General features: G+C 56.8%; 16 protein-coding genes and 2 tRNA genes. 11 read left to right on the top strand and 7 right to left on the bottom strand.

Going from position 1 to position 24,230, the window contains the following annotated elements:
• Positions 1-286 precede the first annotated feature (286 nt).
• Positions 287-1,738: a sugar transferase gene (locus tag HDF09_RS02415; protein ID WP_183760917.1), complete on the top strand. Its 1,452-nt coding sequence runs from the start codon at positions 287-289 to the stop codon at positions 1,736-1,738.
• 105 nt (positions 1,739-1,843) lie between these two features.
• Here the strand turns inward: HDF09_RS02415 and HDF09_RS02410 are convergent.
• The 3 genes from HDF09_RS02410 to HDF09_RS02400 all read right to left on the bottom strand — a co-directional run bounded on the left by HDF09_RS02410 (position 1,844) and on the right by HDF09_RS02400 (position 5,578).
• A tRNA-Leu gene (locus HDF09_RS02410) sits at positions 1,844-1,928 on the bottom strand.
• 263 nt (positions 1,929-2,191) lie between these two features.
• The gene (locus tag HDF09_RS02405; protein ID WP_260180878.1) at positions 2,192-2,887 is read right to left on the bottom strand and encodes a lipid-binding SYLF domain-containing protein; all 696 of its coding nucleotides are present in this window, start codon (positions 2,885-2,887) and stop codon (positions 2,192-2,194) included.
• A gap of 258 nt (positions 2,888-3,145) precedes the next feature.
• Positions 3,146-5,578 (bottom strand): Orn/Lys/Arg family decarboxylase, encoded by a 2,433-nt coding sequence (locus HDF09_RS02400; protein WP_183760913.1) that lies wholly within the window; start codon positions 5,576-5,578, stop codon positions 3,146-3,148.
• Positions 5,579-5,896: 318 nt separating this feature from the next.
• Between HDF09_RS02400 and HDF09_RS02395 the strand changes: the two genes are divergently transcribed.
• Entirely contained in the window at positions 5,897-7,456 is a 1,560-nt protein-coding gene (locus HDF09_RS02395) for an ArnT family glycosyltransferase (RefSeq protein WP_183760910.1), read from the top strand.
• A 63-nt stretch (positions 7,457-7,519) separates the two neighbouring features.
• On the opposite strand, the gene HDF09_RS02390 is transcribed toward HDF09_RS02395, so the two are convergent.
• Positions 7,520-8,359, bottom strand: a complete 840-nt coding sequence (locus HDF09_RS02390) for an HAD family hydrolase (RefSeq protein ID WP_311718438.1) — start codon at positions 8,357-8,359, stop codon at positions 7,520-7,522.
• A 224-nt stretch (positions 8,360-8,583) separates the two neighbouring features.
• Here HDF09_RS02390 and HDF09_RS02385 point away from each other — a divergent pair, with 224 nt between their 5' ends.
• Together HDF09_RS02385 and HDF09_RS02380 are read left to right on the top strand one after the other, a co-directional pair.
• Positions 8,584-11,868: a serine/threonine-protein kinase gene (locus HDF09_RS02385; protein WP_183760907.1), complete on the top strand. Its 3,285-nt coding sequence runs from the start codon at positions 8,584-8,586 to the stop codon at positions 11,866-11,868.
• Positions 11,869-12,054: 186 nt separating this feature from the next.
• Positions 12,055-13,098: a ligand-gated ion channel gene (locus tag HDF09_RS02380; protein ID WP_183760904.1), complete on the top strand. Its 1,044-nt coding sequence runs from the start codon at positions 12,055-12,057 to the stop codon at positions 13,096-13,098.
• A gap of 93 nt (positions 13,099-13,191) precedes the next feature.
• Here the strand turns inward: HDF09_RS02380 and HDF09_RS02375 are convergent.
• The 3 genes from HDF09_RS02375 to HDF09_RS02365 form a co-directional block, all read right to left on the bottom strand.
• Positions 13,192-13,279 (bottom strand) — tRNA-Ser (locus HDF09_RS02375).
• A gap of 71 nt (positions 13,280-13,350) precedes the next feature.
• Positions 13,351-15,114, bottom strand: a complete 1,764-nt coding sequence (locus tag HDF09_RS02370) for a carboxypeptidase-like regulatory domain-containing protein (RefSeq protein ID WP_183760901.1) — start codon at positions 15,112-15,114, stop codon at positions 13,351-13,353.
• Positions 15,111-16,736: a carboxypeptidase-like regulatory domain-containing protein gene (locus HDF09_RS02365; RefSeq protein WP_183760898.1), complete on the bottom strand. Its 1,626-nt coding sequence runs from the start codon at positions 16,734-16,736 to the stop codon at positions 15,111-15,113. The genes HDF09_RS02370 and HDF09_RS02365 overlap by 4 nt, the downstream gene beginning before the upstream one ends.
• 195 nt (positions 16,737-16,931) lie before the next feature.
• Here HDF09_RS02365 and HDF09_RS02360 point away from each other — a divergent pair, with 195 nt between their 5' ends.
• The 7 genes from HDF09_RS02360 to HDF09_RS02330 all read left to right on the top strand — a co-directional run bounded on the left by HDF09_RS02360 (position 16,932) and on the right by HDF09_RS02330 (position 24,229).
• A complete protein-coding gene (locus HDF09_RS02360; RefSeq protein ID WP_183760895.1) occupies positions 16,932-18,221 on the top strand; it encodes a WD40/YVTN/BNR-like repeat-containing protein in 1,290 nt (429 codons plus the stop codon).
• 89 nt (positions 18,222-18,310) lie between these two features.
• On the top strand, positions 18,311-18,664 hold the full coding sequence (locus tag HDF09_RS02355) for an ArsR/SmtB family transcription factor (protein WP_311718434.1): 354 nt from the start codon (positions 18,311-18,313) through the stop codon (positions 18,662-18,664).
• Positions 18,661-19,341 carry a DinB family protein gene (locus HDF09_RS02350; RefSeq protein ID WP_183760892.1) on the top strand — a complete coding sequence of 227 codons (681 nt, stop codon included), beginning with the start codon at positions 18,661-18,663 and terminating at the stop codon, positions 19,339-19,341. The genes HDF09_RS02355 and HDF09_RS02350 overlap by 4 nt, the downstream gene beginning before the upstream one ends.
• A gap of 50 nt (positions 19,342-19,391) precedes the next feature.
• Positions 19,392-19,949, top strand: coding sequence for an SRPBCC family protein (locus HDF09_RS02345; protein WP_183760889.1), 558 nt, complete (start codon positions 19,392-19,394; stop codon positions 19,947-19,949).
• A gap of 863 nt (positions 19,950-20,812) precedes the next feature.
• Positions 20,813-21,469, top strand: a complete 657-nt coding sequence (locus HDF09_RS02340; protein WP_311718432.1) for a TnsA endonuclease N-terminal domain-containing protein — start codon at positions 20,813-20,815, stop codon at positions 21,467-21,469.
• Between the two features lie 4 nt (positions 21,470-21,473).
• Positions 21,474-23,345, top strand: coding sequence for a Mu transposase C-terminal domain-containing protein (locus tag HDF09_RS02335; protein WP_183760883.1), 1,872 nt, complete (start codon positions 21,474-21,476; stop codon positions 23,343-23,345).
• Positions 23,342-24,229 carry a TniB family NTP-binding protein gene (locus HDF09_RS02330; protein ID WP_183760880.1) on the top strand — a complete coding sequence of 296 codons (888 nt, stop codon included), beginning with the start codon at positions 23,342-23,344 and terminating at the stop codon, positions 24,227-24,229. Before HDF09_RS02335 ends, HDF09_RS02330 begins: the two co-directional genes overlap by 4 nt.
• Position 24,230 lies beyond the last annotated feature (1 nt).

Raw genomic sequence — 24,230 nt, 5'->3', positions numbered from 1 at the left:
GCTCAAGTCTCCTTATACCGCAGGTTGCAGTGTGGACGCCATTCTTATTTTGTCCACAGGTATCCTCTTCGTGACAAGTTGGAGACATAAAGGCGACTTGTCGACAAAAGAATTCACGGTTTTGCAATCGTATCGTCTCGTGTGAGAAATGCTTCTCGGGTATTTTTCATCATTGCTTGCTGGGGCTGGGACAGGTTACTCTGGGAACTGCCACATTCGGGCTTAACTTGTTGCTCAACGGTTCCACCAACCTTGCGAGAAGGCACTTTCAGAAGGGGCTTCCCCAATGACACCTTCCAATCGAACAACTATTTTAGAGCTGGCGCCAATCGGCGATCTCGGGCTTTTGTTTTGCTGTCTTGGCCTTTCCTACATCACAGCGGTTCATCAGCGGCCATTCGATGTCTTCAACTCGCTCGAGACCCACTATCCCATCCAGGTCTTTGCGGCGACGCTAGTGCTGGCGCTGGGATGGCATGTGGTGCTCAGGTCCAATGGGTTTTATCGTTCCCGTCGATTGGCCGGCTCTGTGAGAGAGGCACTCGATGTCTGCACTGCCAGCTCGCTATGCGCGGTGTTGAGTTGTATCTGGCTGTGGCTGATCGCATCGCGCTCCATGCGCAACACGATAGATCTGGCAGTGGTCGCGGCGCTGTTCGGCATTATGAGCTTCGCGGCGTTTCTTACGACTCGTCTGGTGGCTCGCGCGACGATGCAGGCGTTTCGAGCGCGTGGGCATAATCGCAGACATGTGCTGATCGTGGGCACCAATCGCCGCGCCAACAGCTTCGTGCGAGAGCTGGACAACCACCCGGAGTGGGGCTACTGCGTCCAGGGTTTCGTGGATGATCAATGGTGGAGTAAGCAGACGGCTGACTCTCAACTGGGAGCTTTAGTCGGCGGCCTGGATTCGATTCCTGAACTGCTGAGAACACTGCCTGTGGACGAGGTCATTGTGGCTCTGCCTCTGGCTTCGTTCTACCAACAGATTGCGGGCATTATCTCCTCGTGTCGCGATCACGGGATCGCCGTCCGGTTTCTCGGCACTTTTTTCGATCAGGCCGAGTCGAAGCGGAGCGATTTTATGCGTGAGACCGTTGGCACCATCACGTTGCACGATGAATCCTGGAATGCCTGGGCGTTCATGATCAAACGTGCGACCGATGTCACGGTTTCGCTGCTGTTGCTGGTGGTGCTCGCACCGCTCTTCCTGATGATCGCGCTATTGATCAAGCTGACCGATCCGGGTCCCGTCTTTTTTAGACAGGTCAGGATGGGGTACGGCAAGCGGTCGTTTGAGATTCTGAAGTTTCGTACGATGGTGCAGGATGCGGAACGCCTTATGTCACAGGTGGAGCACTTGAATGAGACGCAGGGGCCGACGTTCAAGCTGAAGAATGATCCGCGGATTACTCGAGCGGGCAGCTTTCTTCGCAAGACGAGTCTGGATGAGATTCCGCAATTGATTAATGTGCTGGTTGGACATATGAGCCTTGTGGGTCCGCGACCGCTTCCGCTGCGCGACTACGAGGGATTTTCGCAGGACTGGCATAGACGACGGTTCAGCGTGAAGCCTGGAATTACGTGTCTGTGGCAGATTATGGGCCGGAGTTCGATCGGATTCGACGAATGGATGGCTCTGGATATGCGGTATATCGACCAGTGGTCGGTCTGGCTGGATATCAAGATTCTTTTTCAGACGATTCCTGCGGTGTTTCGCGGGTCCGGTGCTGTGTAAGAGCCCCTCGTCCTATCTCGCGTCCGCCTGGAACGCCGAGCGATAGTCAAAGCAAAGGGTCAACCTTTCGGTCGACCCTGAATAAATCCTTGAAAAAGTTTGGATTGGTGCGGAGGAGGGGACTTGAACCCCTATGCCTTGCGGCGCTAGCACCTCAAGCTAGTGCGTCTGCCAATTTCGCCACCTCCGCGCTTTATCTCGACGCTTGGGAAGCGCGAGGTGCGGTAAGCAATCCGAAGGTAAGTATAGCATCTGCGACGGGTTGAGTGGGAGTGGGTGTGGATAAGGTTTTTGGGCTCGCGAGGATGCCAGGACGAGTTTCTTCTTGTTATCTCGGGTTTGGAGATGTCGCTCGATTCGGTGGCGCCAGCGGATGTAACATGCGAAACAAAGACCCGGGGATGGCGTCGGCTGAAAGTTGACGGCATTCCTCCGGGTCTTTGTTTTTGCGGATTAGTTGGCGGTCTGGGAACGAGTGGGCGATGCCTTCCTGAGGATGTTGTCGAGGGCTTTACCCGCGGGCGTTATGGTAACGCCTCCCTCGCGGACGATCTCGGTTGCTGTGATGTCTTTGCCGTAAACCGACTTGTTCGCGTCGGTGTCGGTGTCCATGGAAGCGCTACCGATAGAAGCTCCGGCAAACAATCCGCCTTTGGGCCTGGAGTAGGTGAGAATATCGACGTTTGGATCGTTGGCAGCGACCGCCTTCGCTCCAGTTGGCCCGGCAACGGCGGTTGCGTCAGCACCAAGTTTGAGCTTGCCGGATAGAACCTTCTGCGCTCCGGTTTTGGTTTCGACCAGCAGGACGTAGTCCGTGGAAGAACTGCCCAGCTGCAACCCTAAGCTGCCGACATCGAGTTTGTACATTGCGGGAGCAGACCACGGACCGGTCATGTCCGTGCCGGATCGGCAGACGATGACCCCACGGCCATAGGTTACGCCCAGACCGATTCCTACTTTTTTGACAGCGGGGAAGACGAGCACACATACGGATTTATCGAGGAGATTCTGGGGGATTCCATCGGGTCTGGCAAGGATCTGCTTCAACACTTCGGCGGAGTTGCCCAGGCGATCATCAATCTTGTTTTGCGCAACAGCCGGTAAGGTCACCCCAATGGAGATCAGAGCAAGTAGAAGTTTTTTCATCATAGGACCTTTCTTGGTTTGTTTTCCGGAATGATTGCCGGTTGTACTGGAGGCCGTTCCATGTTGGAAGGGAAGGCCAGCTTCAACCGGTGAAACTACAGAAAATGCCAGGCCGTGATGCAAGTGGGAGGAGTACGGTGACAGGAAATCAGATCAAAACCAGAGATCAATCGCCATCGACTATGGAGGCACGTTAAAGGGAACGGCCTCTTCTGTCAACAGAAAAGGCCGTTGGACCAGGTTGATAAATGCTTTATGAAACTACCTCTCCGAGGCGAGGCCGCTTCCTGGAACGATAGGCGAAGTCGCAGGAACGCGCTTCTTCTTCTGGACAGGCGGGGCGGCGTTTGGTGGACGCTGCTTTCCGTGGCCATTGCCGTTTTTCTTCTTGCCGGGAGTTTCGATGACGGCGCGCATCCAGTAGTTTCCTTCCGCGTCGGTTTCGATGCCGTGGACCTCGCGCTCGAAGCCGGGGAAGCGCTTGCCGAACTCCTCCATGGCGAGGATGAGCTTGATGACCGGGCTTTCGGTGCCGCCGAGGCGTTCGCCGGGCATGGACATGGGGATGCCGGGAGGGTAGGGAACGAGCATGACCGCAGCGATTCGTCCGGCCATCTCGGAGAAGCGAATCTTTTCCGTTTCGTGGCGGAGGAGCTTCTGGTAGGTCTGGGCGGGGGTGAGGATGGGGTCGAAGTCTTCGTCGCAGGCGTCGTTGACAAGGCCGGAGAGGTTGAGTTGAACCATTGCGGCGTGCATCTCGTCGGAGAGCTCTTTGAGGCTGACGTTGCGATAGCGATGAGGAAAGCGGGAGACCAGTTCGGGCAGGGCCTCTTCGAGGGAGGCTTCGGAGTCGTAGAGGCGTTTGAACTCGAAGAGGTTTTCGAGCAGGGCGCCCCACTTGCCCTTGGAGGTGCCGACGGAGAAGAGGACGAGGACGGTGTAGTCGCCGGTGCGGGCGATCTCGACGCGGCGTCCGTCGAGGAACTCTGTGACGATGGCTGCGGGAATGCCCAACTCGCTGACGACGCCCTGGGCGTTGACTCCGGGAGTGAGAATGGTGACCTTGGTGGGGTCGAGCATGCAGTAGTCGTCGGCGATGTCCTCGTCCTGATAGCCATGCCACTCCTCCCCGACCTTGAGGGTCCAGGCGCTGGAGCGGTTGGTGAGAAGACCGTCAGCGGCTTCTTCGAGGAGGTAGGTCTTTCCGTCGAGCGGATCGAAGACGTACTCAGGTTGATAGAGGCGGAAGAACCAGCCCTGCTCGGCTTCGCGGAGACGGTGGCCGATGGACGACATGGCCTTGCGAAAGCTGATGGCGTCCTGCAGGGTCTCGCTCATCAGGGTGGGTCCGGCGGGCTCGTCCATCATGGCGGCCGCTACGTCGAGCGAGGCGATCAGCGGGTAGAAGGGCGAGGTGGTGCCGTGCATCATGAAGGACTCATTGAACTGATCGAAGTCGAGGTTGGCGCGAGGGCTTAGCTTGACGTGGATCATGGAGCCCATCGAGAAGGCGGCGAGCATCTTGTGCGTGGACTGGACGGCGAAGATGGTGGGGCGATCGGGCATGTCGTCGGGCACACCCATCGCAAAACGGCCCTGGTAGATCTCGTGGAACTTGGCGTAGGCGTACCAGGCCTCGTCGAAGTGAATGCGCGGGACGGACTTCGAGAGCTCGGTGACGACGCGGTTTACGTCGTAGCAGAGACCGTCGTAGGTGGAGTTGGTGACGACGGCGTAGGTAGGATTCTGGTTAGCGACGCCGGTGGTGAGCGGGCTCTTGTCGATGATGCCGCGGATGAACTCGGGGCTGAAGCGCTTGACGGGGACGAGGCCGATCATGCCGTAGCCGTTGCGCGTGGGCTTCATATAGACGGGGCGTGCGCCGGTGACGGTGAGGGAGTGGCAGATGGACTTGTGGCAGTTCGCGTCGGCTAGGACGATGTCGTCCTGCGCGATGACGCCGTGGCCGACGATCTGGTTGGAGGTGCTGGAGCCGCCGAGGACGTAGAAGGTCCAGTCGGCGCCGAAGATGCGAGCGGCGTTGCGTTCGGATTCGCCGGGAGGTCCGAGGTGATCGAGCCAGGAGCCGAGCGGGGCAGTGGAGATGCCGAGGTCCGAGCGCATGATGTTTTCGCCGAAGAACTTGTGAAACTCCATGCCGACGGGATGCTTGAGGTAGGCGACGCCGCCCATGTGGCCGGGCGCGTCCCAGGAGTAGGCTCCCTGATCGTTGTATTTTTTGAGCTCGCGGAAGTAGGGTGGGAGGAGTTGCTCGTGGTAACGCTCGACGGCGAAGTCGACGCGGTTGGCGATGAAGGCGGGGGTGTCGCCGAAGAGGTGGATGTACTCGTGAACCTGCTTGACGACTTCGAGGGGGAGTTCGCTGACGAGGGTGCGGTCGGCGATGAGGAAGATGGGAATCTTCTTGTTGCGGCGGCGAACGGCGCGCAGGATGGCGAGCGCTGCGCCTTCGGCGAACTGGTTCTCGCCCTCGAGGTCCCAGTCTAGAAGGATTGCGCTGTAGGACGGATCGGATGTGACCAGGGATAGACCGTCCTCCGGCGTGGAGGTGCGAACCACCTCATATCCTTCGAGACGGATCGCCTCAACCAGACGCTCCATAGCGCGGTCTGAGACCGAATCCGTACCGCCAACTTCACTCGCAATCAATAAAACCCAACGGCCTTCGCTCATACACCTCTCACTGCTTCTTTGTAGTCCTCTTAGATGTTACAGGGAAGTTTTGTGGAGTGTTTATGGAGTGTGAATGCTGGGTCATTCGTGAAGCGTTTGCATGCTTTGACCAGGCCCGATGCGGTTAGTGTAGCTAGATGCTGCGGACCAAGACCGTGGCCGCTCGCGAAGTCCGACATTTCCAGGAACGGAACTTGCTCTTTCTGTTCTGCGTACTCCAAATTGCAGCCGAATATCCGTAGAGTCTTCCTAAGAGTGAAAGGTTCCCGTGCTGAAAGAACTCGTAGTATCAACGTACATGGCAAGCGGGAACGACTCATGCAGTTGAACTCGCCTGCGACGCGCGATTCCAGCTTCCAGCGCGCCTTCCAAATTGCAGTAGTGTTTGCGCTGGTGAAGTTGTCGATACAGGTTGGAGCCAATCTGATGGCACAGCACCTCGGATATGGCTATGAACGCGATGAACTCTATTACCTCATCTGCGGACGCTTTCTCGACTGGGGTTACGTCGATCAGCCCCCGCTAGTCGCCCTGCAGGCACGAGTTGTGACGGCGGTATTTGGAAGTTCACTTGTTGAGGTCCGAATGCTCTCCGCAATGGCGGGGGCGGTCAAAGTACTGCTCACAGGTCTTCTCGCATGGTCCCTAGGTGGAAGGCGGACAGCCCAGACACTTGCAATGATCGCCGTGCTTGTCGCGCCTGAATACCTCGGTATCGACGGCTATCTTTCAATGAATTCGGTTGAGTCCATCTTGTGGATGGGCTGTCTGTTGTCAGTGATCCTCGTTGCTCGTGGTCAAGACCAACGCTGGTGGCTAGCGGCGGGCGTGCTGGGCGGTCTGGGTCTCCAGAACAAACATTCGACCGCATTCTTTCTGGCGGCCCTGCTCTTTGGGTTAGCGGCCACGAAGCAGCGGCGTATCCTGTTGAGCCGCTGGTTTGCCATTGCTATGGCGCTGATGGTCCTTATTGCGCTGCCGAACCTGATATGGGAATCGAGGCACCATTGGGCCACCTTCGTGTTGCTGAATAACATCGCGCACAGCAGCAAGAACGTAGTCTACGGCCCAATATCGTTCTTGCATCACCAGATGCAGATGATGAACCCGCTCACGGTTCTGATGTGGGTGCCAGGGCTGATTTGGCTGCTGTTCGCGCAGGGTAGCAAGAGATGGCGTTTTGTCGGAGTTACTTATCTGGTGTTTCTGGTAGTGATGATGTTTCTTCACTCCAAGGACTACTATGTTGCTCCGATCTATCCAGTGCTTTTTTCGGCGGGTGGCCTTGTCTGGGAATCGTGGACACGGAGCCGGTACTGGGTGGCATGCACGTATTCTTTAATTCTTGTTGTTACTGGCGTGCTCCTCGCTCCTATGTCATTGCCGATCCTTCCTCCGACAGACTTCGTCCGTTACATGCATATGCTGCATTTCAAGCCTTCGAGCACTGAAAATCTTGTAATAGGGCCACTTCCATCTTTTACCGCTGACATGTTCGGTTGGCCGGAACTTACAGCGGAGGTGGCGCGCGTCTATGGCGCACTGGGGCCAGGAGATCAGGCGAAGACTGGCATATTCTGTCAGAACTATGGCGAGGCAAGCGCTATCAATTATCTTGGCGCACAATATGGTTTGCCTTTTGCGATAAGCGGCCATCAGAACTATTATCTTTGGGGAACTCATGGGTATACAGGTGAGTTGATGATAGTAGTTGGGAAGCCCGAAACCGAATTGAAAGAGATGTTTTTTTCGGTGAAGGCAGTGGGGTACGTGAACCACCCCTATGCGATGCCATTCGAGCATGTGACAATTTATCTTTGTCGCGGTGCGAGAGTTCCGCTTAGTCGCCTATGGCAACAGCAACGGCTTTGGATGTAAAACCCTAAATTGTGCATGCGGATGGTCGCTACGGATGCGACGTGTTCGTTCTAGAGAGCAAGTCTAGAAGTGCTGTGTGAGTTCGGCGAAGCTGGCTAGCTCGAGCAACTGCCGGCCGGCTGGGGGCTGGTGGACGGCCTCGTGCTCCAGCACCCAGGTGAAGTCGTGCGGGATGAAGATGGCGTTCAGGCCGGCGGAGAGCGCGGGATTGACGTCCGAGCGTGGGCTGTTGCCGATCATCCAGGTGCTACATGAGTCGCAGGCGTGGTGGGAGACGAGGGATTCGTAGGCCTGGTGGTGTTTTTCAGACAGCACCTCGACGGCAGTGAAGTGAGGAGCGAGACCGGAGCGATGCAGCTTGTCGGTTTGCTCGTCGTGGTCTCCCTTTGTCACCAGGATGAGGCGGTGGCGCGTGGCGAGTTCGCTGAGCGTGGAGGCAACGTTGGGGAGGAGTTCGATCTCCTGCTCGGCGATGGACTGGGCGAAGCTTTCGATGCGACGGTGCTTTTCGTCTGTCATGGGGGCGTCGCTGAGTTGCTCGAAGCAGGCGGCCAGCGATCGGCGGAAGCTGTGAAGTCCGTAGCCATGGGTGCGGATGGTGTCGTGCTCGACTCGGATGAGATGACTGCGGACCTCGTCGGCGGTGTGGATGCGGTGATCGAGGTAGGAGATGAAGCTGGTGATGGCCCGCTCGAAGTAGATGTTGTTCTCCCAGAGCGTGTCGTCGGCGTCGATCAGGAGGGTCTGGTTGGCTGGGCGACGTTCTATTCGAGTAGGGGAGTTCACAGACTGATTATAGGTCGTGCCGACGGGGCTTGATGGAGAGGGTAGAGCCTTGAGCGACATGCCACGCTTGGGGGATATATTCCCTGGGTCGGCTATGCGAGAGTTGAGGGTGATCACGAGTCCTGGGTCAGTGCGGCTGAAGAGTGCACGGGCTTCAGCGCCATCTGCAGATTTTGTTTATCGAGTATGGAACCCTTCGAGGTGGTTCTACTAACAACGAACGATGGCCACTATGATCAGGTCGCACAAGGTGTTACGTTCGCGACGCTGCTTAGAAAATGCGCTAAGCGAAGAGATTGGTTCTGATTGAGGGTTGGGGAGAATAGAAGGCAACAGCGGCGATGATTCCTGAGGCTGGCCAGAGGTTCGGTCCGTACGAGATCCTAGGCAGACTGGGCGGCGGAGGCATGGGACTGGTCTTTCGCGCCTGGGACGAGCGTCTGCATCGCGAGGTTGCGGTAAAGCTTCTGCATGAGAGCTACAAGATGCCCGGAATGCGAGAGCGTTTCCTGCAGGAGGCACGGGCAGCGTCCGCACTGAATCACCCAAATATCTGTACGGTGTTCGACATCGGCGAACAGAAGGGCACTCCTTATCTGGTGATGGAGTTGCTGGAGGGTGAGACGGTAAAGTCTCGAATCGAACGCGGTGCGCTTTCGCCAGAAGAGATTGTTCGCTATGCGCTGGAGATATCAGACGCGCTGGCTGCGGCACACACCAAAGGAATTGTGCATCGCGATATCAAGCCGGCAAATATCTTTCTGGTGAAGTTGCCGAATGGAAAGAGCCAGGCGAAGGTGCTGGACTTCGGACTGGCGAAGATCGGGCTCGAAGTGCGCGGCGGGTGGGAGTCGCGGACGCTGGATATGACGCTGTCGGGGGCGACGGTTGGGACGGTGGCGTATATGTCGCCGGAGCAGGCGCGGGGCGAGTCGCTGGACACGCGGTCGGACATGTTCTCGCTGGGTGTGGTGTTGTATGAGATGGCGACGCGGCGTGTGCCGTTTGAAGGGACGACGAGCGCGCTGATGTTTGTGCAGCTTCTCAGTCACACGCCGGACTCGGTGCGCAACTGGAATGAGTCGATTCCGCGTGACCTGGAGCGGGTCATTCTGAAGCTGATGGCAAAGAGTCGGGGTGAGCGATTCCAGACGACGCAGGAGTTGCAGGAGGCCTTGACCAGAGTTGGTGGGAAGCTGGGTCGAGGCGGATGGCGACATAAGGGGACTTTGTCAGCGGTTCCGCTGGTTCGCGCCTATGATCCGGTGGCTTTGCATAAGGGACCGAAACGCAAGTCTGATCCAGGCAAGAGCGATACGCCGGGTGGGCGGCTCCCGGTAGCGCAGACGAGGGGGGCGAGCAATGGCAACAAACGGACACGCCCCGCGCGCAGACCGGAGCGAGAGCATGGAAGTGATGTGGATGGCTCGCGTTCCGCGCAGGCGAGCGCTCTGGCTTTTGAGAGTACGGATGCGCCGTGGCAATCGCGCTTTGAATACGGCGTGGCCGTGCAAGGCGCTTCCTCTCAAGACCCCGTTGTCCCGCATGTTGATTATGGTGCGCCGGCAGCAGCGAAGACACTCTCTTATGAAGATGGCTCGATAAGGTCGCGAGGCGGATGGGCTGCTGTCGAAGAAGAACGCGACGACGATGTCCACCATGAAGCAGAAGATTGGGTGGGCTCTGAAGAAGACTCGTCGGCAGAGTTGGTGGCCGAGCAGGGGAAGAACCTCCGGGTGCGGATGGTAGTCGCAGTGACGATAATTCTCGGCGTCGCGACGGCAGCCTCTCTTACGATGGGCATGAGCCTCTTTCGGCCGATGGTGCTGAAGCCGAGTGATCGTCTACTGCTGACTCTTATCCAAAACAAAACCGGGGACAAGACGCTGGATGGAACGGTGATGCAGGGACTTGAGATTGCATTGCGTCAATCGCGGACTTTGAATGTACTGGGTGGTGAGGCGTATCACGCGGGCTTAGTGCAGATCGAGCCGGAGAACACAGGCGCGAACATGACGGTGCCGGTGTGGAGCGTCGCGCAGAAGATTGGTGCACGAGCCTATTTGTATGGCGAGATCAATGGAATTAATGGATCCGAGGCGCCCTACACGATTAGTGTCGACGTGTTGAGGACGGACTCGAATGACAAGGTGGCGAGCCTCGATGAGACTGCCGGAAGCAGGGAAGAGATTCCAGCGGCGATCGGACGACTGGCGCTGGCCGTGCGGAGAGAGGTCAGCGCCGACAGTAAAGCCGACCTGAGAAGAAAGATTCCATTTGCCGATGAGGCATCGGGAAGCCTGGAGGCGTTGCACGCTTACTTCGCGGGTGCGACGGCGGAGCAGAGTGGGCGAGTCACCGATGCGTTGAGGGCGTATCAGGAGGCTGTCCGTTTCGACCCGAAGTTTGTTCAGGCGCAGATGCGTCTAGCGTGGCTTTATCGCGAAGAGAAAGCTGAAGTGGCCTCCGCGAATGCTGCCAGTTTCGCACGCGATGGTGCCGTGCACTCGAGCGAGGCGGTGAAGTTGCTGGCGAAGTTCTGCTTCGAGATGAATGCGAGCGGGGATCTGGTTCAGGCTACCAGGACGATTCGTGAGTATGTGTTGCGGTATCCGCTCAGCGTTGACGGGCGAAAGCAGCTGGCGCTGGGGTTGCGAGTGCAACGGCTCTTCCCGGAGGCTTTGCAGGCGGCGCAGCAGGGCTATGAGGCGAATCCGTTCGATGCAGAGGCTTATGTCGAGGCAGAACGTGACCTGATTGGGATGGATCGGTACGGGAGCGTTCTTGAATTGGAATCACAGGCTGGTCACGTTGGCGTTGCGAGTAGCACTAACGTTCTGACCGCGGCATACCTGGACGGGAGGGAAGATCTTGTGGCCGAGCAAGAAAAAGAACTGCAGGCTGCGCTCGTAGAACCAACGATGGGCAATCGCACGCAGGTGACTTACGCGGACTTGAATGACTACGGTCTTTATCTGGATAACACAGGAAAGAAGAGCACGGCTCTGGACCTGTGGCGGAGTGCGGCTGCGAAAGCCGGCGACGAGGTTGAGCTATCTGGCACTCAGGCGTATTTGTTGGCGCAGGGTGCGCTTGATCACGCTCTTGCGGAGAGTTGCCCTGTCGCGCTCGCGATGGTTGAGGAAGGGAAGGGCTTGCCGAAGGGGCCAGTTGCAAGCTTCAACGCGGGAATGGCAGCGGCTCTTTGTGGAGATCAACCGTATGCGATAAAGACCGCTCTTATTCTGCAACAGTATTTTCCGAGAAATACTGCAGTGGCCCGGAACTACGCACCGGAGTTGAAGGCTGCAGCGGCAATTGGCATCAATGAACCGGGGAAGGCTATCCCAAATCTGGATGCTTCCGGGCAGTACGACCAGACGTTGTTCGCGGCGTATCTGCGCGGCATGGCGCATACCGCATTGAGTCAGACGCCTCAGGCCATCCTCGATTTCCAGGCAGTGTTGGCGCGGCGCGGCGAAGCGTCGATGCAGGAAGGAGATCTATATCCGATGGCAGAAATGAGCGTAGCGCGGAACTACAAGAATAGCCGCACTCAGCCAGAGAGAGCCGAGGCTTATCGATCTTTGAAGTACGGAAAGAAGGAGTCCAAAGGCTTGCTCTAATAAGTGAGCCTTTGCCGACTAGTAGATAAGGCCAACCCAATTCATCTAGATTGAACGGCATTGGCCCAAGATCGTAAACCAAGGAAATAGGAGTCGCCTCTCTGGGTAAGATTTCTGATACAGTGGGGGCACTCCCTCCTGGACAACTCCATGAAGCAATGCGGTCTCTTCCGTGCAAAGCTAGCTATGTTTTTGATAGTGGCCCCCATTGCCATTCCCGCATCTTCCGCAGTGAAAGCGGCAGCAAAGCCCAATGTGGATCTTCACAAACATCCGACCGGCGGAAAGACGCCAATTGAGATTTCGGTGGGGCTTTACATCACTAACTTTGTAGCGATAGACGAATCCCGTGAGAGTTTTGAGGTCGGTGGCTACCTTACTGCAAAATGGCAGGATCCGCGCCTTGCCTTGCCCGCGGGCCAAGCCGCAGATAAGCGAACGGAGCAGACACTGACTCGCACGTTTCGGCTGGAAGACCTCTGGGCTCCAGCGATTGAGGCGGCGAACTCCATCTCTCACAAGATGAACCAGTACTCTCTGGTAGCCGACAGAGCTGGCTTTGTGACCTACATCGAACGCTTCGACGCGGTTCTATCCAACGACTACGACTTGAGAAGATTTCCCTTCGACAACCAGGTCCTTCAGTTTGAATTTCAACCATTTCTTTCAACCGCCTCTGAGATTCGATTCGCCCCTCAGCCGCTGCCGTCGACGGGCATCAGTCCGGAACAACATACTCAACTAGCTGCCTGGCAAATAAACGATCTTCGCTACACTGCGGAAAAGGTGGCCACTGATCGCTTCCTTCCCCCAGCTCAGGAAGCGGTCTTCCAGCTTGTTGTCAAACGACGAGCAGGCTTTTATCTCTGGAAGATATTTGTGCCGCTGGCGATGATGACTCTGGTTCCAGTGGTCGTCTTTTGGATCGACGTCGAGCAGTTCGACTGGCTCCTGAAAGTTCCGATGACCATGCTGCTCTCCATGGTGGCCTTCGAGTTCACGATTACACGCGACCTTCCGCGAGTTGGCTACGTTACTTTTCTGGATGCTGTCTTCCTCGCCAGTTTCGCCCTCTGCTTTCTTTGTGTCTTTGAAATTCTTACGGTCTATCTTCTGCAAAAACGTGGAAGGAGGTCTACAGCGGTGAAGGTGCACTCCGCCGGAAGATGGATCTATCCAATGGCATACCTCGGCGTGATTTTGCTCCTGGTCGTTACCTTTCATACCTAGTGGGCGGTTCAGAGGTAGTCAGAAAAGGCACTTTAGAGTTGAGCGGTACTGATTACGCTATAGTTTGTTGATCTTGAGAGGGTTAAAAAGATGTGGCGGAGAGACAGGGATTCGAACCCTGGATACCTTGCGGTATACACGCTTTCCAAGCGTGCGCCTTCAGCCACTCGGCCATCTCTCCGCAGTATTGCGGGCCTTTTTGAATCTAACACAACTTGAAGTCTGCCGATGCCTCGCGCACCTCCCCAATCCTCATGGAGCCTGCGCAACTACGTTCTGTTTCACGCTTGCAGACGGCTTCAACTCCAGCGGTATCCCTCTCGTAAGATAGCGGCGCAGCGTCGATCGATCGCCCCAGTTGATCTGCCATCCGCCATCGATGACCACCAGAATGTATTGCCCCGGAATTACGTTCTCGATGTCGAAGCTTCCGTCTGTATTGGTCTGGTCCTGCCGCAAAAAACCAATGGAGTCAGGCTCCTCAATCGTAATCGGAACCAGCAGGGCCATGGCGCCCACCGCGGGTTTTCCGTCAAGCGTCGCGACTCCGCTAACGTTAGCGCGGCCATTCGCAACATGCACCGTAAGGGTCGTCTCACCCGCGGGCACCGTCACGTACCGCCCCGAGGCTTCGGCTCCCTTGGCGGTTATACCAATCAGATAGATGTTGGGGACGCCCTGCAAAACAACTTCGTAACGTCCTGGGGGAACCTCGATGATACGGTCTGTAGCCGGTGTTTTCGACCTTCGGCGACCTGCAAACCCGCCCTCATCTCCCACGGAAGAAAACGTCCCGCGTTGCGTATCGGTATCGATCAGGCTGACGCGAAGCCCTCTGCCGCGTCTGTCACCTGACTCTTCCGTATCGCCGGCGAACCCGTCGACGTGGACTGTAAGTCTCGCGATATCGCTCCCCGGCGCATCGAGATTGAGCGTTCGAACCGAGTTCGCTGTCACGTCGACCATCGTGGAGCGCCCCTCCTGGCCCGGCGTCCTCACCTGATAGAGCCCTGGCGTCAGTCCACCAACATCGAACTCTCCTTGTGGGTCGCGACGGGTTGCAACCGAGACTGCGCGCGGGCCGTTTGCACCCGGCGTAATCTCCTCCACAATGGGGAACGCTTGTCCCTGGCGACCGTTGACCGCTCCCGAAGCTCCTGTTGGTGGCGCGATCTTCAGATGAATCGAAGGGATCGGAACAAGATGAAAGTCTGCCTGACGTGTATCGCCTGCATGCAAGACAATCGTCTCGGCGGTCACAACCTCGCTGCCTCCTGGAAACCAGGTCGGCGGGTAGGCGACGTCGAGGGAGGGATCGAGCGGCGATCCATCAGTGCCCGACGCTCCGCTTTGCTGCGTGGCCTCGGCGTACCAGGGATGCGCCCGCACCGACAGGCGATAGCCTCCCGGGGACAGATTCGCCAACTCATACATGCCACGATCGTCGGTTCTAACATTCCCTCGCGCGCTTCCATTAGCCGGCGGGCCTCCTGGACTTGGCGGCGGCACCAGGGAAAGAGAGATCTGGGCGTCTCTCACCGGCTCCCCGGCTTCATCCAGAACGATGCCTTTGATGCTGGCCTCAGGACTAAGCGTGAACCGTAGATCGATCGTCGGCGAATCGGCTGTCAGTACAACCGACGAGGAGAAGGCGTCGTGCTCCTCGTAGGACTGGGTGACGTAGCCGCGAGCACGCGCTCTCAGATTCCACGCGCCCGCCGAAGGCAACGAAATCGAAAAGCGACCATGGTCATCGGCCTCAGAGCCGTCAGTCGAGGCAGGGAAGCGGCGGCTCCCGGAGCCCCCAGGAACCACGAGATTCGGCGTCAGCCTGCAGTGCGGGACGGGACTTCCGTCAATGCTGCTGACAACGACGCCAGTGATCTCATAGTGTGTAACGGCTATCGTGTGCTTGGCCTCCGGCTTCGTCTGCGCTCGAGTTTGTGCGCGCGCGATCCCTCCCCACAGAGCGCCGACAAAGAGCAGCAACGAAGGGCACACAAGACTACATCTCATGGAATCACCTCCGTCGCCGGCACAGCATCAAGGTTCAGCGTAGGCTTATCGCCGACGTTGACCGTAACCGCCTGCGCACGATCACCAAACGACGTCAGGCTTTCGGGATCACGGTAGTCGACCGAGTGCCGTCGCTGAAACGCGATAGCCTGATAACTTCCGGGCGGAAGATGATCCAAGCTATAGCTGCCCGTCGAACTGCTGCGGGTACTGTACACCAGCTGCGCGCTCCGCCTGTTCGGAATCAAATACACCCAACTCGCCACAGGATCGCCGTTGAGGTGCACCGTCCCCTGCAACGCCGCCGTCTGATTGCTGACCACAACGCGTATCGGAGTACCGGATGCTCCAGGCGCTACGACGAGTTCCTGCTCCAACAAATCTGAGTCGCCATAGCTGGCAGACTTGATATACCACGCGCCGCTATTGCGCCCCACCAGCCGATAACTGCCTGGAGGAGCCGAGAAGAAGAAGCTCTGATTTGCCCTGGGCGACAACCCTATCCTGGCGAATCCGCCGTCGGAATCAGCCTGCTCACTTTGCAGACTGAGGCCCAGCTGTGCCAGCCCAGTCGAACTTGTATCGGAGGATGAAGAGTCGATCAACAACTCCACCGGAATCGATGGCACTGGCGAGAACCGCAGAACCACCCCGGAGATATCGTGATCCGGAACCATAACCGTCGTCTCTGCCAGCTCCGTAGCATCGGTATCGCCCATCGTCCGAACCGTCAGCGTATACGTTCCCTGGGGGAGCTGTATCTTTGTCTCATCACTTGCCGGCATCGAGTTGACCTGCACCGTGCCTCCATTGGCGGTGCGCGCGGAGATCCGCAGGAAGCCGCGATCAGGAGGAGACTGCGAAACTCCGACGGTATGGATCGCACTGACGGCCGGTCGCAGCTCAAACGTCTGTTCCTCTCCGCTGTGAATGCCAATCAGTTGTGAAGTGTTACTTGCGCTTCCACTCGGAACTGCAACAGGAAGGACAGCTTCGCCCATCGCAGAGTTCTGCGGAGAATAGCGAGTTTGTATGCGGTACTCCCCAGCCGGAACAGGGATGCGAAAGCCCCCGTGCACGTCTGTCGGACGTTGATCAGCGGGCACCCAGCGACGCCCCATATCGTCGTACACCCTTCTCATCGCAGTCACCGAAATCTCTGGAAGAGGCGTCCCATCCGGAGCCAGTACCACGCCGGTAAGCAGAGCCTCAGGGTAGATTCGAAGCTCCAGCGGCGCTGCCAGTTGTGCGGACTGCAGATACAGATTGCCGGCATCGCCATACTCTGCGGTGGCATAAAAGCCTGGCTTGGTAACCAGAATGTTGGCGCTGCTCTCTTTGTTCTGTTCGAACCGAAACCTGCCTTCGCTGTCGGTCAGAACTGCGCGGGTGTTGAGCCGAACCAACGCTCTACGAACAGGCTGATCTGTGGCGGCATTGATCACTCGGCCCGAGACCAGATCTGGAATGCTGGAGCTCGCAATCGATGTGCCTACTCCTGCAGCGCCGCCGATCTGGGCAGGGCAACGAGCTTCGTCCCCCCACAAGGCACAGACCAGAACCACAAGGAAAAGGATCGAATCGTTGCGTCGAAGGCGACAGACGATTCGGTTTGCGGACACGAAGCAGCACCTCGCCAGAAATAAGACGTCTCACATTCATATTAGTGAGAACGGAGTACCTCGGGTGAACTTTGCCTGACGCGAACCTGAAACCATGGATAGCAGGCCAGGGAATTTTGCTCAGCTATTCAGGAGATCCTGCGCCTTGCAGTAGATTTGAGGTGTTGATTCAAGCGCGTCGAAAGTGTTCTGGTTATGGCACTCCCACTCCCATATCGAGCCGCCCTCAGCAGAACCCTACTGCTGCTGATGGCGCTTCCCATCGCGGGGCAGGGACAGGCTCTGACTCTGAATCACGTCGTCACCAGCTCACCGTCATCCTCTGATCGTAGCGAAGGCGATGCAGCGAACAATATGGACAGCTGCTTTGTTCATCGAGTAACCAGCCTTCCGGGAAGTCATCAGTTTGCCAGCGACTTTATCGAGGCCATAGCCAGCGACCCCAACCCGGCCGCCAATCCTGACTTGATATGGGCTCTCACTGCGGACCTGAGCAATAAACTTCCGCCCCAGGATCGAGCCATGTACATCTCGAAGTCAACCAATGGCGGCGCGACATGGACTCAAGTCGCACGAGTGGATTCCAGATACTTCGATGCACGAATCGGCGAGGGGCTGCGTAACGGCTTCATCATCTCTCCCGACGCAACCTACTTTATAATCACAACGCAACGGGGAGCCTTTCAAGTATTTCCTCAATCAAGCCCATCTGAGGCGTTGGTTAAACCGATCGTAGGCCCGCGCGTTCCCGACACGCCTCCTAAGACGCCCATTACGAAGAAGGCGGACGACCCCCTAAGGGCAAACGTAGTAGAGATCACACCCGACGGACAACATCTCATCATCGGTTATGGCTACTTTGACCTCGAGCCCCAGCTCCTCCGCTACCACAAAGAGAACGATGGCTCATGGATCGAAGATGGGCCCATCCCTCATCTCCCAACCGAGATGGATCTGCTCTCCCTTCAGTTCGATGATCCCAAAAAACTGAACCCAGGCTTCCTCTATCTCGGAACAGGGGACCAGGTCTACCTGCTCAACCTTCACTCCATGAAGTGGAGTCGCATCGAGGGCGTCGGCCCGGATTCGGCGATCCATGGGATGAGTGTCGTCGGCGGTCTCCATCTGGCTGCTTGCTGGGGAGTGTACAACCCTTCAGGCCCAGGCACCGTTCGAAGAGTCACCAACGCAAGATTTCTCCTGCATAGAACCACCGACGAAACCGGCTCAAACGTCCGAGCCTACAGCATAGAGGTCGACCCCTCAAAGCCAAACCGGGAGGTCGTCACCTCGCTCACAGGCGTCTACACCAGCCAGGACAGCGGCGAAACCTGGAGGAGGCTCAACGATCTTCCAGAAGAGGAGTTCCGCTCCGCCCACTTCAACTCCGATGGAACCATCCTTATCTCCGGCATCGCAGGCACCTTCCTGGTCAATCCATTCGTAGAGTCCTGCACGCCACATCTGAAGAGTCGCGAGAGATAACTCTCGCCTGCGTTGAACGCAGGAAGGAGATCTACGCCATCTAGACTGCGAGCTTGACAGCCACTTCCGTTAGTAGTAGCTTACCGTAAGTGATTACTTACGAAGAACGAGCCCTCGATGCTTTGGGAGATCCTACCCGGCGGGCGGTGCTGAGGCGCCTGCGCGGCGGCGGACGATCCGTAGGCGAGATCGCCGAAGGGATGGAGGTGAGTCGCCCCGCAGTCTCTCAGCACCTGAAGATCCTCAAGACGGCACGGCTGGTGACTGTTCATGCGGAGGGCACGCGACGGGTCTACGCAGTCGACACACGGGGCATAGAGTCGCTGCGGAAGTGGCTGGAGGGATTCTGGGACCAAGCGCTCCTTGCGTTTAAGGAAGCCGCCGAACGAGAAGCAGTCAAAGAACTGAAACCCAGGAAGACGAAGAAAGGGGAGCTCGTATGAATGATAAGTTTCTGAGACCAAGAAGCATCCGATGGCACAAAAGGAGAACCGAAATGAGGAACAAATCCCTGACGGAGACAATCTTCGCGTTGCTGTTGCTTTTGGTGACTGGGACAGTGGCCGCCGGAGCACAAGAACTAACGAAGGCGGGAAGAGACCGGGCAGTACACTATCTGGAATCCACAAAGGCGAATGTCCTCGAAGCCACCAGAGGGCTTTCCGAGGCGCAATGGAACTTCAAACCGGCCCCAGATCGTTGGTCTGTGGCGCAGGTCATGGAACACATCGCTGCGTCGGAGGACTTTATCCGCGACAACTTGCTGAAGAAAAAGGTCATGGTCTCGCCCTCGGGGCCGCCTGGACGCGATCTAGCGAAGACCGACGAAGCGGTGATGGCGATGGTTCCTGACCGCAGTCACAAGGCTCAGGCGCCAGGGCCACTGGTCCCCACCAACCGCTATGGTTCGCCAGAGGGATCCGTGAAACATTTTCTCGAGAGCCGCGCGACGACCGAGGAATATCTAAAGACCACGTCTGGGCTGCGCGATCACGTGATGGATGGACCGGTGGGCAAAATGGATGGGTATGAATTTGTTCTCTTTATTGCGGCACACAGCGAGCGTCACCTCAAGCAGATTAATGAAGTGAAGGCGGACCCAAACTTCCCAAAGAGCTAGCAAAAAAGCCGACAACGCAAAATTGCTGGACACGCATCCCAGGAGAAACCATGAAGACAGAGCCGAAGACGCCCGCCGGTGTCGATCCCAATAGCGTTCGGAAGGTCGTGAGCGTTCAGGCGCCGCAGGTGGTGGCGTGGCGGGTGTTCACCGAGAAGATGGGCGCGTGGTGGCCGCTGGCATACTACAAAATCGGAAAAGCCGATGCAGTGGACGCGGTGATCGAGCCACGCGTCGGGGGCCGCTGGTACGAGCAAGGCGACGATGGCAGCATCTGTCAGTGGGGCAGTGTACTCGCGTGGGAACCGCACTCGCGGCTGGTCCTCTCGTGGGATATCAGCGCCGACTGGCAGTATGACCCAAACCTGAAGACTGAAATCGAGGTGCGCTTCAGAGCTGGCGGTGGCGAGCATACACTCGTCGAACTGGAGCATCGTCATCTTGATCGCTATGGGGCACGTCGCGATGAGATGCGTCGAATCTTCGACACGGAAGGCGATTGGGGGAGGCTCCTGGAGGCGTTCGCCCGTTGTTGGAAACAGAAGCCGTTGAGACTAAACATGCCGCGGGGAACAGAAGCTGTGGGGACTAGACACTTAAGTTCTTGAGACCGGGAAGACAGATTACGCCAGGCATTGAGACTGCGACGCTAGGGAAAAGACGCGTTTCTAGGTTACGAAGCCTCCCTAGCGCTAACCCACTCCGGAGTTACTGCGGTGATTGGTAACCGATGGCATTCGGGGCGGAGCGACCGTACTCCTAAAGGGAATTCGGGGTAGGTAGGCACCCTTCCCATCAATCTTCACCCTCCTGACATCTAACCTCATCCTTTGCAGGGCAGTGTGAACCTGAATAAGAAGGTTCTTCCGGGAAGACGCCTGAATACCAACTGCTTCGCACGAGTCCCGAATCTGTGTTGCCAGCAGAGGGATCGTGGTCACCGCTACCAGTCTTCGAACATGCTCTGTAAGGCTTGGAATGGGAGGATCTGGCGGTTCCGAATCGCAAGCTACGATTTCTACCTCCCCACGTAGCTTGACCAGATCAATGAGTACGCGCTCGATACTGGCCAGCTCCTCCTGAAGGTGTCTCATCTGGGCGCTCAGCCCTGACCTCCTACTAAGAAGGTCTTGTTCCCACTGATCGATGGCGTGTCGAACCTCTTGACGGCTCATACAGCAATAAGGTTAATCAATCCTTCGTGGAAGTCAAGAGGCTGGCTAATCAAATAGTTTAAGAAAAGTTACACGTCGTGGAGGACATGATTAACTACAACAGAAGCTGACAGCCCGCAATTTTGCGGCCTTCAACCTGACATTAAGTCAGGTGAGGCAAATCTCAGCCCCTGTCAAATCGCAAAAGCGGTGTAACTATCAGTAAATAGGACACTTGACAGGATATTTATAAGGAGTACATCCTGCTTGGCATAGCCGAATGTAAACCGTCATAAACGGTTGGTAGGGAAAAATAGATGCCTGTCAGAAAACTCAAGAAGAGCTACCAAAACGTCACTGGGCTGTTTTATAGCCTTCGACTTAAGAGGCTCGTTCAATTCGATTCGATCCTCGAGCGCGACTTCATATTGCTCCTGGATATGCACCCAGCTGTTCGATGGTTCTCGGAGCAGCCTATGAAGATCCGATTTATCGACGAAACTGGTGTCGATCAGGTTTATGTCCCCGACTTCCACATCGAGTTCACGAGCGGCCGCTTCTTGGGAAGAGACGTCACGCGCCCCTGGATTGTGGAAACCAAGTACCGTAGTGACCTAGCAGAGAACTGGCCGAAGATCAGGCAGAAACTGCGCGCCGGGTTTCGTGAGGCAACCAGACGGAATTCCCAGTTCCATATCGTCAGCGAAGCGTGCCTGTCGTGTATCCCGCTTACAAATGCGAAGTTCGTGCGCCCATTCTTGAATTCTGACCTGTCGGCAGCCATGCTCGACGAGGTTGTGGCTGCGCTCCGGTCGGCAGGGCGAACCACCGTTAGGGCTTTCCTCACTAGCCAAACGTGGAATTACCACACGGTCGACCCAAGGCAAGTCATCTGGAGTGCCATCGCGAAGCGCATGATTTCTTCGGATTTCGAGATGCCTTTTGGGCCCGAAACGACCATTTGGGTGAGGTGATGCTATGCCCGTCTTGAATCTCTATCCCGGCTCCGTTGTTGGTTACAAAGACCGGAACTGGGAGCTGATTGCAACTTTCGGGACTGACCGGGCTTGCGTTCGTTCCGCAGATCGGCGGGAAAAGTGCATGGTACCGATAGCCGACCTGAAACCGCCGCTAATAGTAGAAGAGCATGGTCGCCAGATGGCCTTACCGCTCGGGGGACGCGACCAAACTCAGGCAGGGAAGTGGATGGAGTGTATTCGCCCTCTTCGCAATCCCGCTGACCGATCACGTGACTTAGTTCTGAACAGGGCCGCGGAATATAAAATTCACCCCTCGACAATCTACCGCCGCCTCGCAGCATGGGACCTGCATGGCCGGGAAGAGGCCCTGGTGCCTTTGAAATCCGACGGCGGGCGGGGCAAGAGTCGTCTTCGTCCTGACGTTGATGAGCTAATTACAAGCTCGATAGAATGCCACTACCTTAATAAGCAGAAGCTTAAGATCAAAGATGTGGCGAGGGAGGTCCGACGAGCCTGCGACGTTGCGGGACTACCAGCGCCCCATGTGAACACGATTGCAAGCCGTGTTCATCAGGTCTCTGCGGAGGTTGTCGCCCGGAAAAGGAAAGGGAAGAAGGCTGCTGAGCGCTTTCGGCCTCGACCGACCAAGTTTGAAGGCGCGACGTACCCTCTCTCGATCGTTGAGATCGATCACACGAAACTCGACGTCATTCTCGTCGATGATATTGATCGCGGGGCCACTTGTAGGCCGTGGATCACTCTGGGATTCGACGTCTACAGTCGGATGGTCATGGGCTTTTACATATCACTTGACCCAGTTGGTGCTATTTCTACCGGCTTATGCATCGCCCATTCCATGATGCGCAAAGATACATGGCTTGCGGAGCGCGGCATCGAGGGTGATTGGCCGTGCTGGGGACGGATGGATTGCATTCACGTTGACAATGCTAAGGAGTTTCGAGGGGACATGCTCAGGCGCGCATGCGAACGGTACGGAATCGAACTCAACTTCCGACCGGTGGGCCAGCCCCACTTTGGCGGTCACGTGGAGCGTTTCTATCGAACTTTGAACGATTGGCTTCACAAACTCCCGGGGACGACCTTCTCCAGCGTTCCAGACAAGGGAGAATACCCTTCCGCGGCGAAGGCCTGTTTTACGTTGGGCGAACTTGAACAGGCGATTGGAAAGTGGATTGTGGAGATCTACCACAATCAATTTCATCGTGGCATTCAGAAGTCCCCCCTCAAACGCTTTACGGAGGGATTCATGGAGCCCAACGGCCGCCCGTTGCCACCAGTCCTCTTTGATATAGATCGCCTCCAGAAAGACTTCATGCCCGTTGTGTATCGAACTATTCAACGGACCGGCGTAGAAATCGACTACATCCGCTACTACGGGCCTGAACTAAACAGGTTTATTGGTAGCCGCGAGGAAGGGAAGACCCGCTCCCGGCAGTTCAGCTTTGCACGTGACCCCCGCGATATCAGCCGGGTGTTCTTTCTAAATCCTGAAGACAATGAATATCAAGAAATCCCCTACTTAGACACGTCGCGGGGGCCGATGAGCATCTGGGAACTGCGCGAGGCGAATAGGAAGCTTGTGACAGAAGGTCGGCGGTACATCGACGAGAACCTACTGTTCCACAAACACTTGGAGCTTATGGAGCAGGCGCGCAGCGCAGTCAAACAGACGAAGGCAGTTAAGCGCCGATTGCTGCTGGAACGAAAACGCGCGGGATCTTCGAAGCCGGAAGAGACAGTGCAAGAACCAGAAGCCCGGGAGATCTCAGAAGCCCAGGATTTCTCCGCCGGCTCAGTTGAGCCCTTCGACGATAGTCCAGTCTCTCCGTTCCGAGTGGAGCAGCTATGACCCAGCTAACCGAGCACGCCCGCACAGCTCTTGATTTGTCCGATATCGCGAGAAGCCGGTACTCCCTTCATGATCGATTTGTGTGCTACCCGGCAGCTGAACAGATCATTGCAGAGCTGAACTCCCTGCTGACCCACCCAAAAGTTCACAGGATGCCAAACCGGCTACTGGTCGGCGAAACAAACAACGGGAAGACCGCGATCATTCGTCATTTCATGTCGCTCCACCCTTCCAGTAATGATCCACACCAGGAAGCGGCTATCATTCCCATCGTCTATGTCCAGGCACCGCCTCTACCTGATGAGCAAAGGTTTTACGCGGCTCTCCTGGACGCCATCGGTGTTTTCCACCGGCGCTCCTTTCGAACCAGCGAGCTTTTCTACCAGGTAAGGAATCTGCTTCCACGGGTCGGGCTGAAGATGTTGGTGATCGACGAAATTCACCACATCCTGTCTGGAAGCACCAAGAAGCATCATGCCTTCCTTAACACGCTGAAGTACATCGGTAATGAGTTGTTGGTCCCAATGATCGGGGCGGGAACGCGCCAAGCTCTCTGCGCTGTTCAGAGTGACAGCCAGATTGAAAACCGGTTCCAACCGCTCGAGATCCCGCGCTGGAAATGCACGAATGAGTGGCGCAGATTTTTGGCCACATTCGAGATGGAATTGCCGTTGCAAAAACCGTCCGATTTAGCGGATCCTCGACTCGCTCAACGTCTGCACTCGATGTCGGAGGGAACAGTAGGAGAGCTATCGACCCTGATACAACGCGCTATGGCTGAGGCGATCCTTGGGGGCGAGGAGCGGATCTGCGATGCAGTCCTGGACCGGCTGCACTGGATTCCACCTTCAGCGCGCAGGAAACATGCAATGGCGGTGATCTGAC

The sequence above is a fragment of the Edaphobacter lichenicola genome (genome assembly GCF_014201315.1).
GTDB classification, from domain to species: Bacteria; Acidobacteriota; Terriglobia; order Terriglobales; family Acidobacteriaceae; genus Edaphobacter; species Edaphobacter lichenicola_B.
Note: the sequence above shows the minus strand (reverse complement) of the source record. Positions and strands in the feature narration are given on the sequence as shown.

Coding starts and splice junctions, on each gene's coding strand:
- HDF09_RS02415 (WP_183760917.1), top strand. CDS start 287: ATGACACCTTCCAATCGAACAACTATTTTAGAGCTGGCGCCAATCGGC.
- HDF09_RS02380 (WP_183760904.1), top strand. CDS start 12,055: ATGTTTTTGATAGTGGCCCCCATTGCCATTCCCGCATCTTCCGCAGTG.
- HDF09_RS02340 (WP_311718432.1), top strand. CDS start 20,813: ATGCCTGTCAGAAAACTCAAGAAGAGCTACCAAAACGTCACTGGGCTG.
- HDF09_RS02370 (WP_183760901.1), bottom strand. CDS start 15,114: ATGAGATGTAGTCTTGTGTGCCCTTCGTTGCTGCTCTTTGTCGGCGCT.
- HDF09_RS02400 (WP_183760913.1), bottom strand. CDS start 5,578: ATGAGCGAAGGCCGTTGGGTTTTATTGATTGCGAGTGAAGTTGGCGGT.
- HDF09_RS02385 (WP_183760907.1), top strand. CDS start 8,584: ATGATTCCTGAGGCTGGCCAGAGGTTCGGTCCGTACGAGATCCTAGGC.
- HDF09_RS02405 (WP_260180878.1), bottom strand. CDS start 2,887: ATGATGAAAAAACTTCTACTTGCTCTGATCTCCATTGGGGTGACCTTA.
- HDF09_RS02345 (WP_183760889.1), top strand. CDS start 19,392: ATGAAGACAGAGCCGAAGACGCCCGCCGGTGTCGATCCCAATAGCGTT.
- HDF09_RS02360 (WP_183760895.1), top strand. CDS start 16,932: ATGGCACTCCCACTCCCATATCGAGCCGCCCTCAGCAGAACCCTACTG.
- HDF09_RS02395 (WP_183760910.1), top strand. CDS start 5,897: ATGCAGTTGAACTCGCCTGCGACGCGCGATTCCAGCTTCCAGCGCGCC.
- HDF09_RS02330 (WP_183760880.1), top strand. CDS start 23,342: ATGACCCAGCTAACCGAGCACGCCCGCACAGCTCTTGATTTGTCCGAT.
- HDF09_RS02350 (WP_183760892.1), top strand. CDS start 18,661: ATGAATGATAAGTTTCTGAGACCAAGAAGCATCCGATGGCACAAAAGG.
- HDF09_RS02335 (WP_183760883.1), top strand. CDS start 21,474: ATGCCCGTCTTGAATCTCTATCCCGGCTCCGTTGTTGGTTACAAAGAC.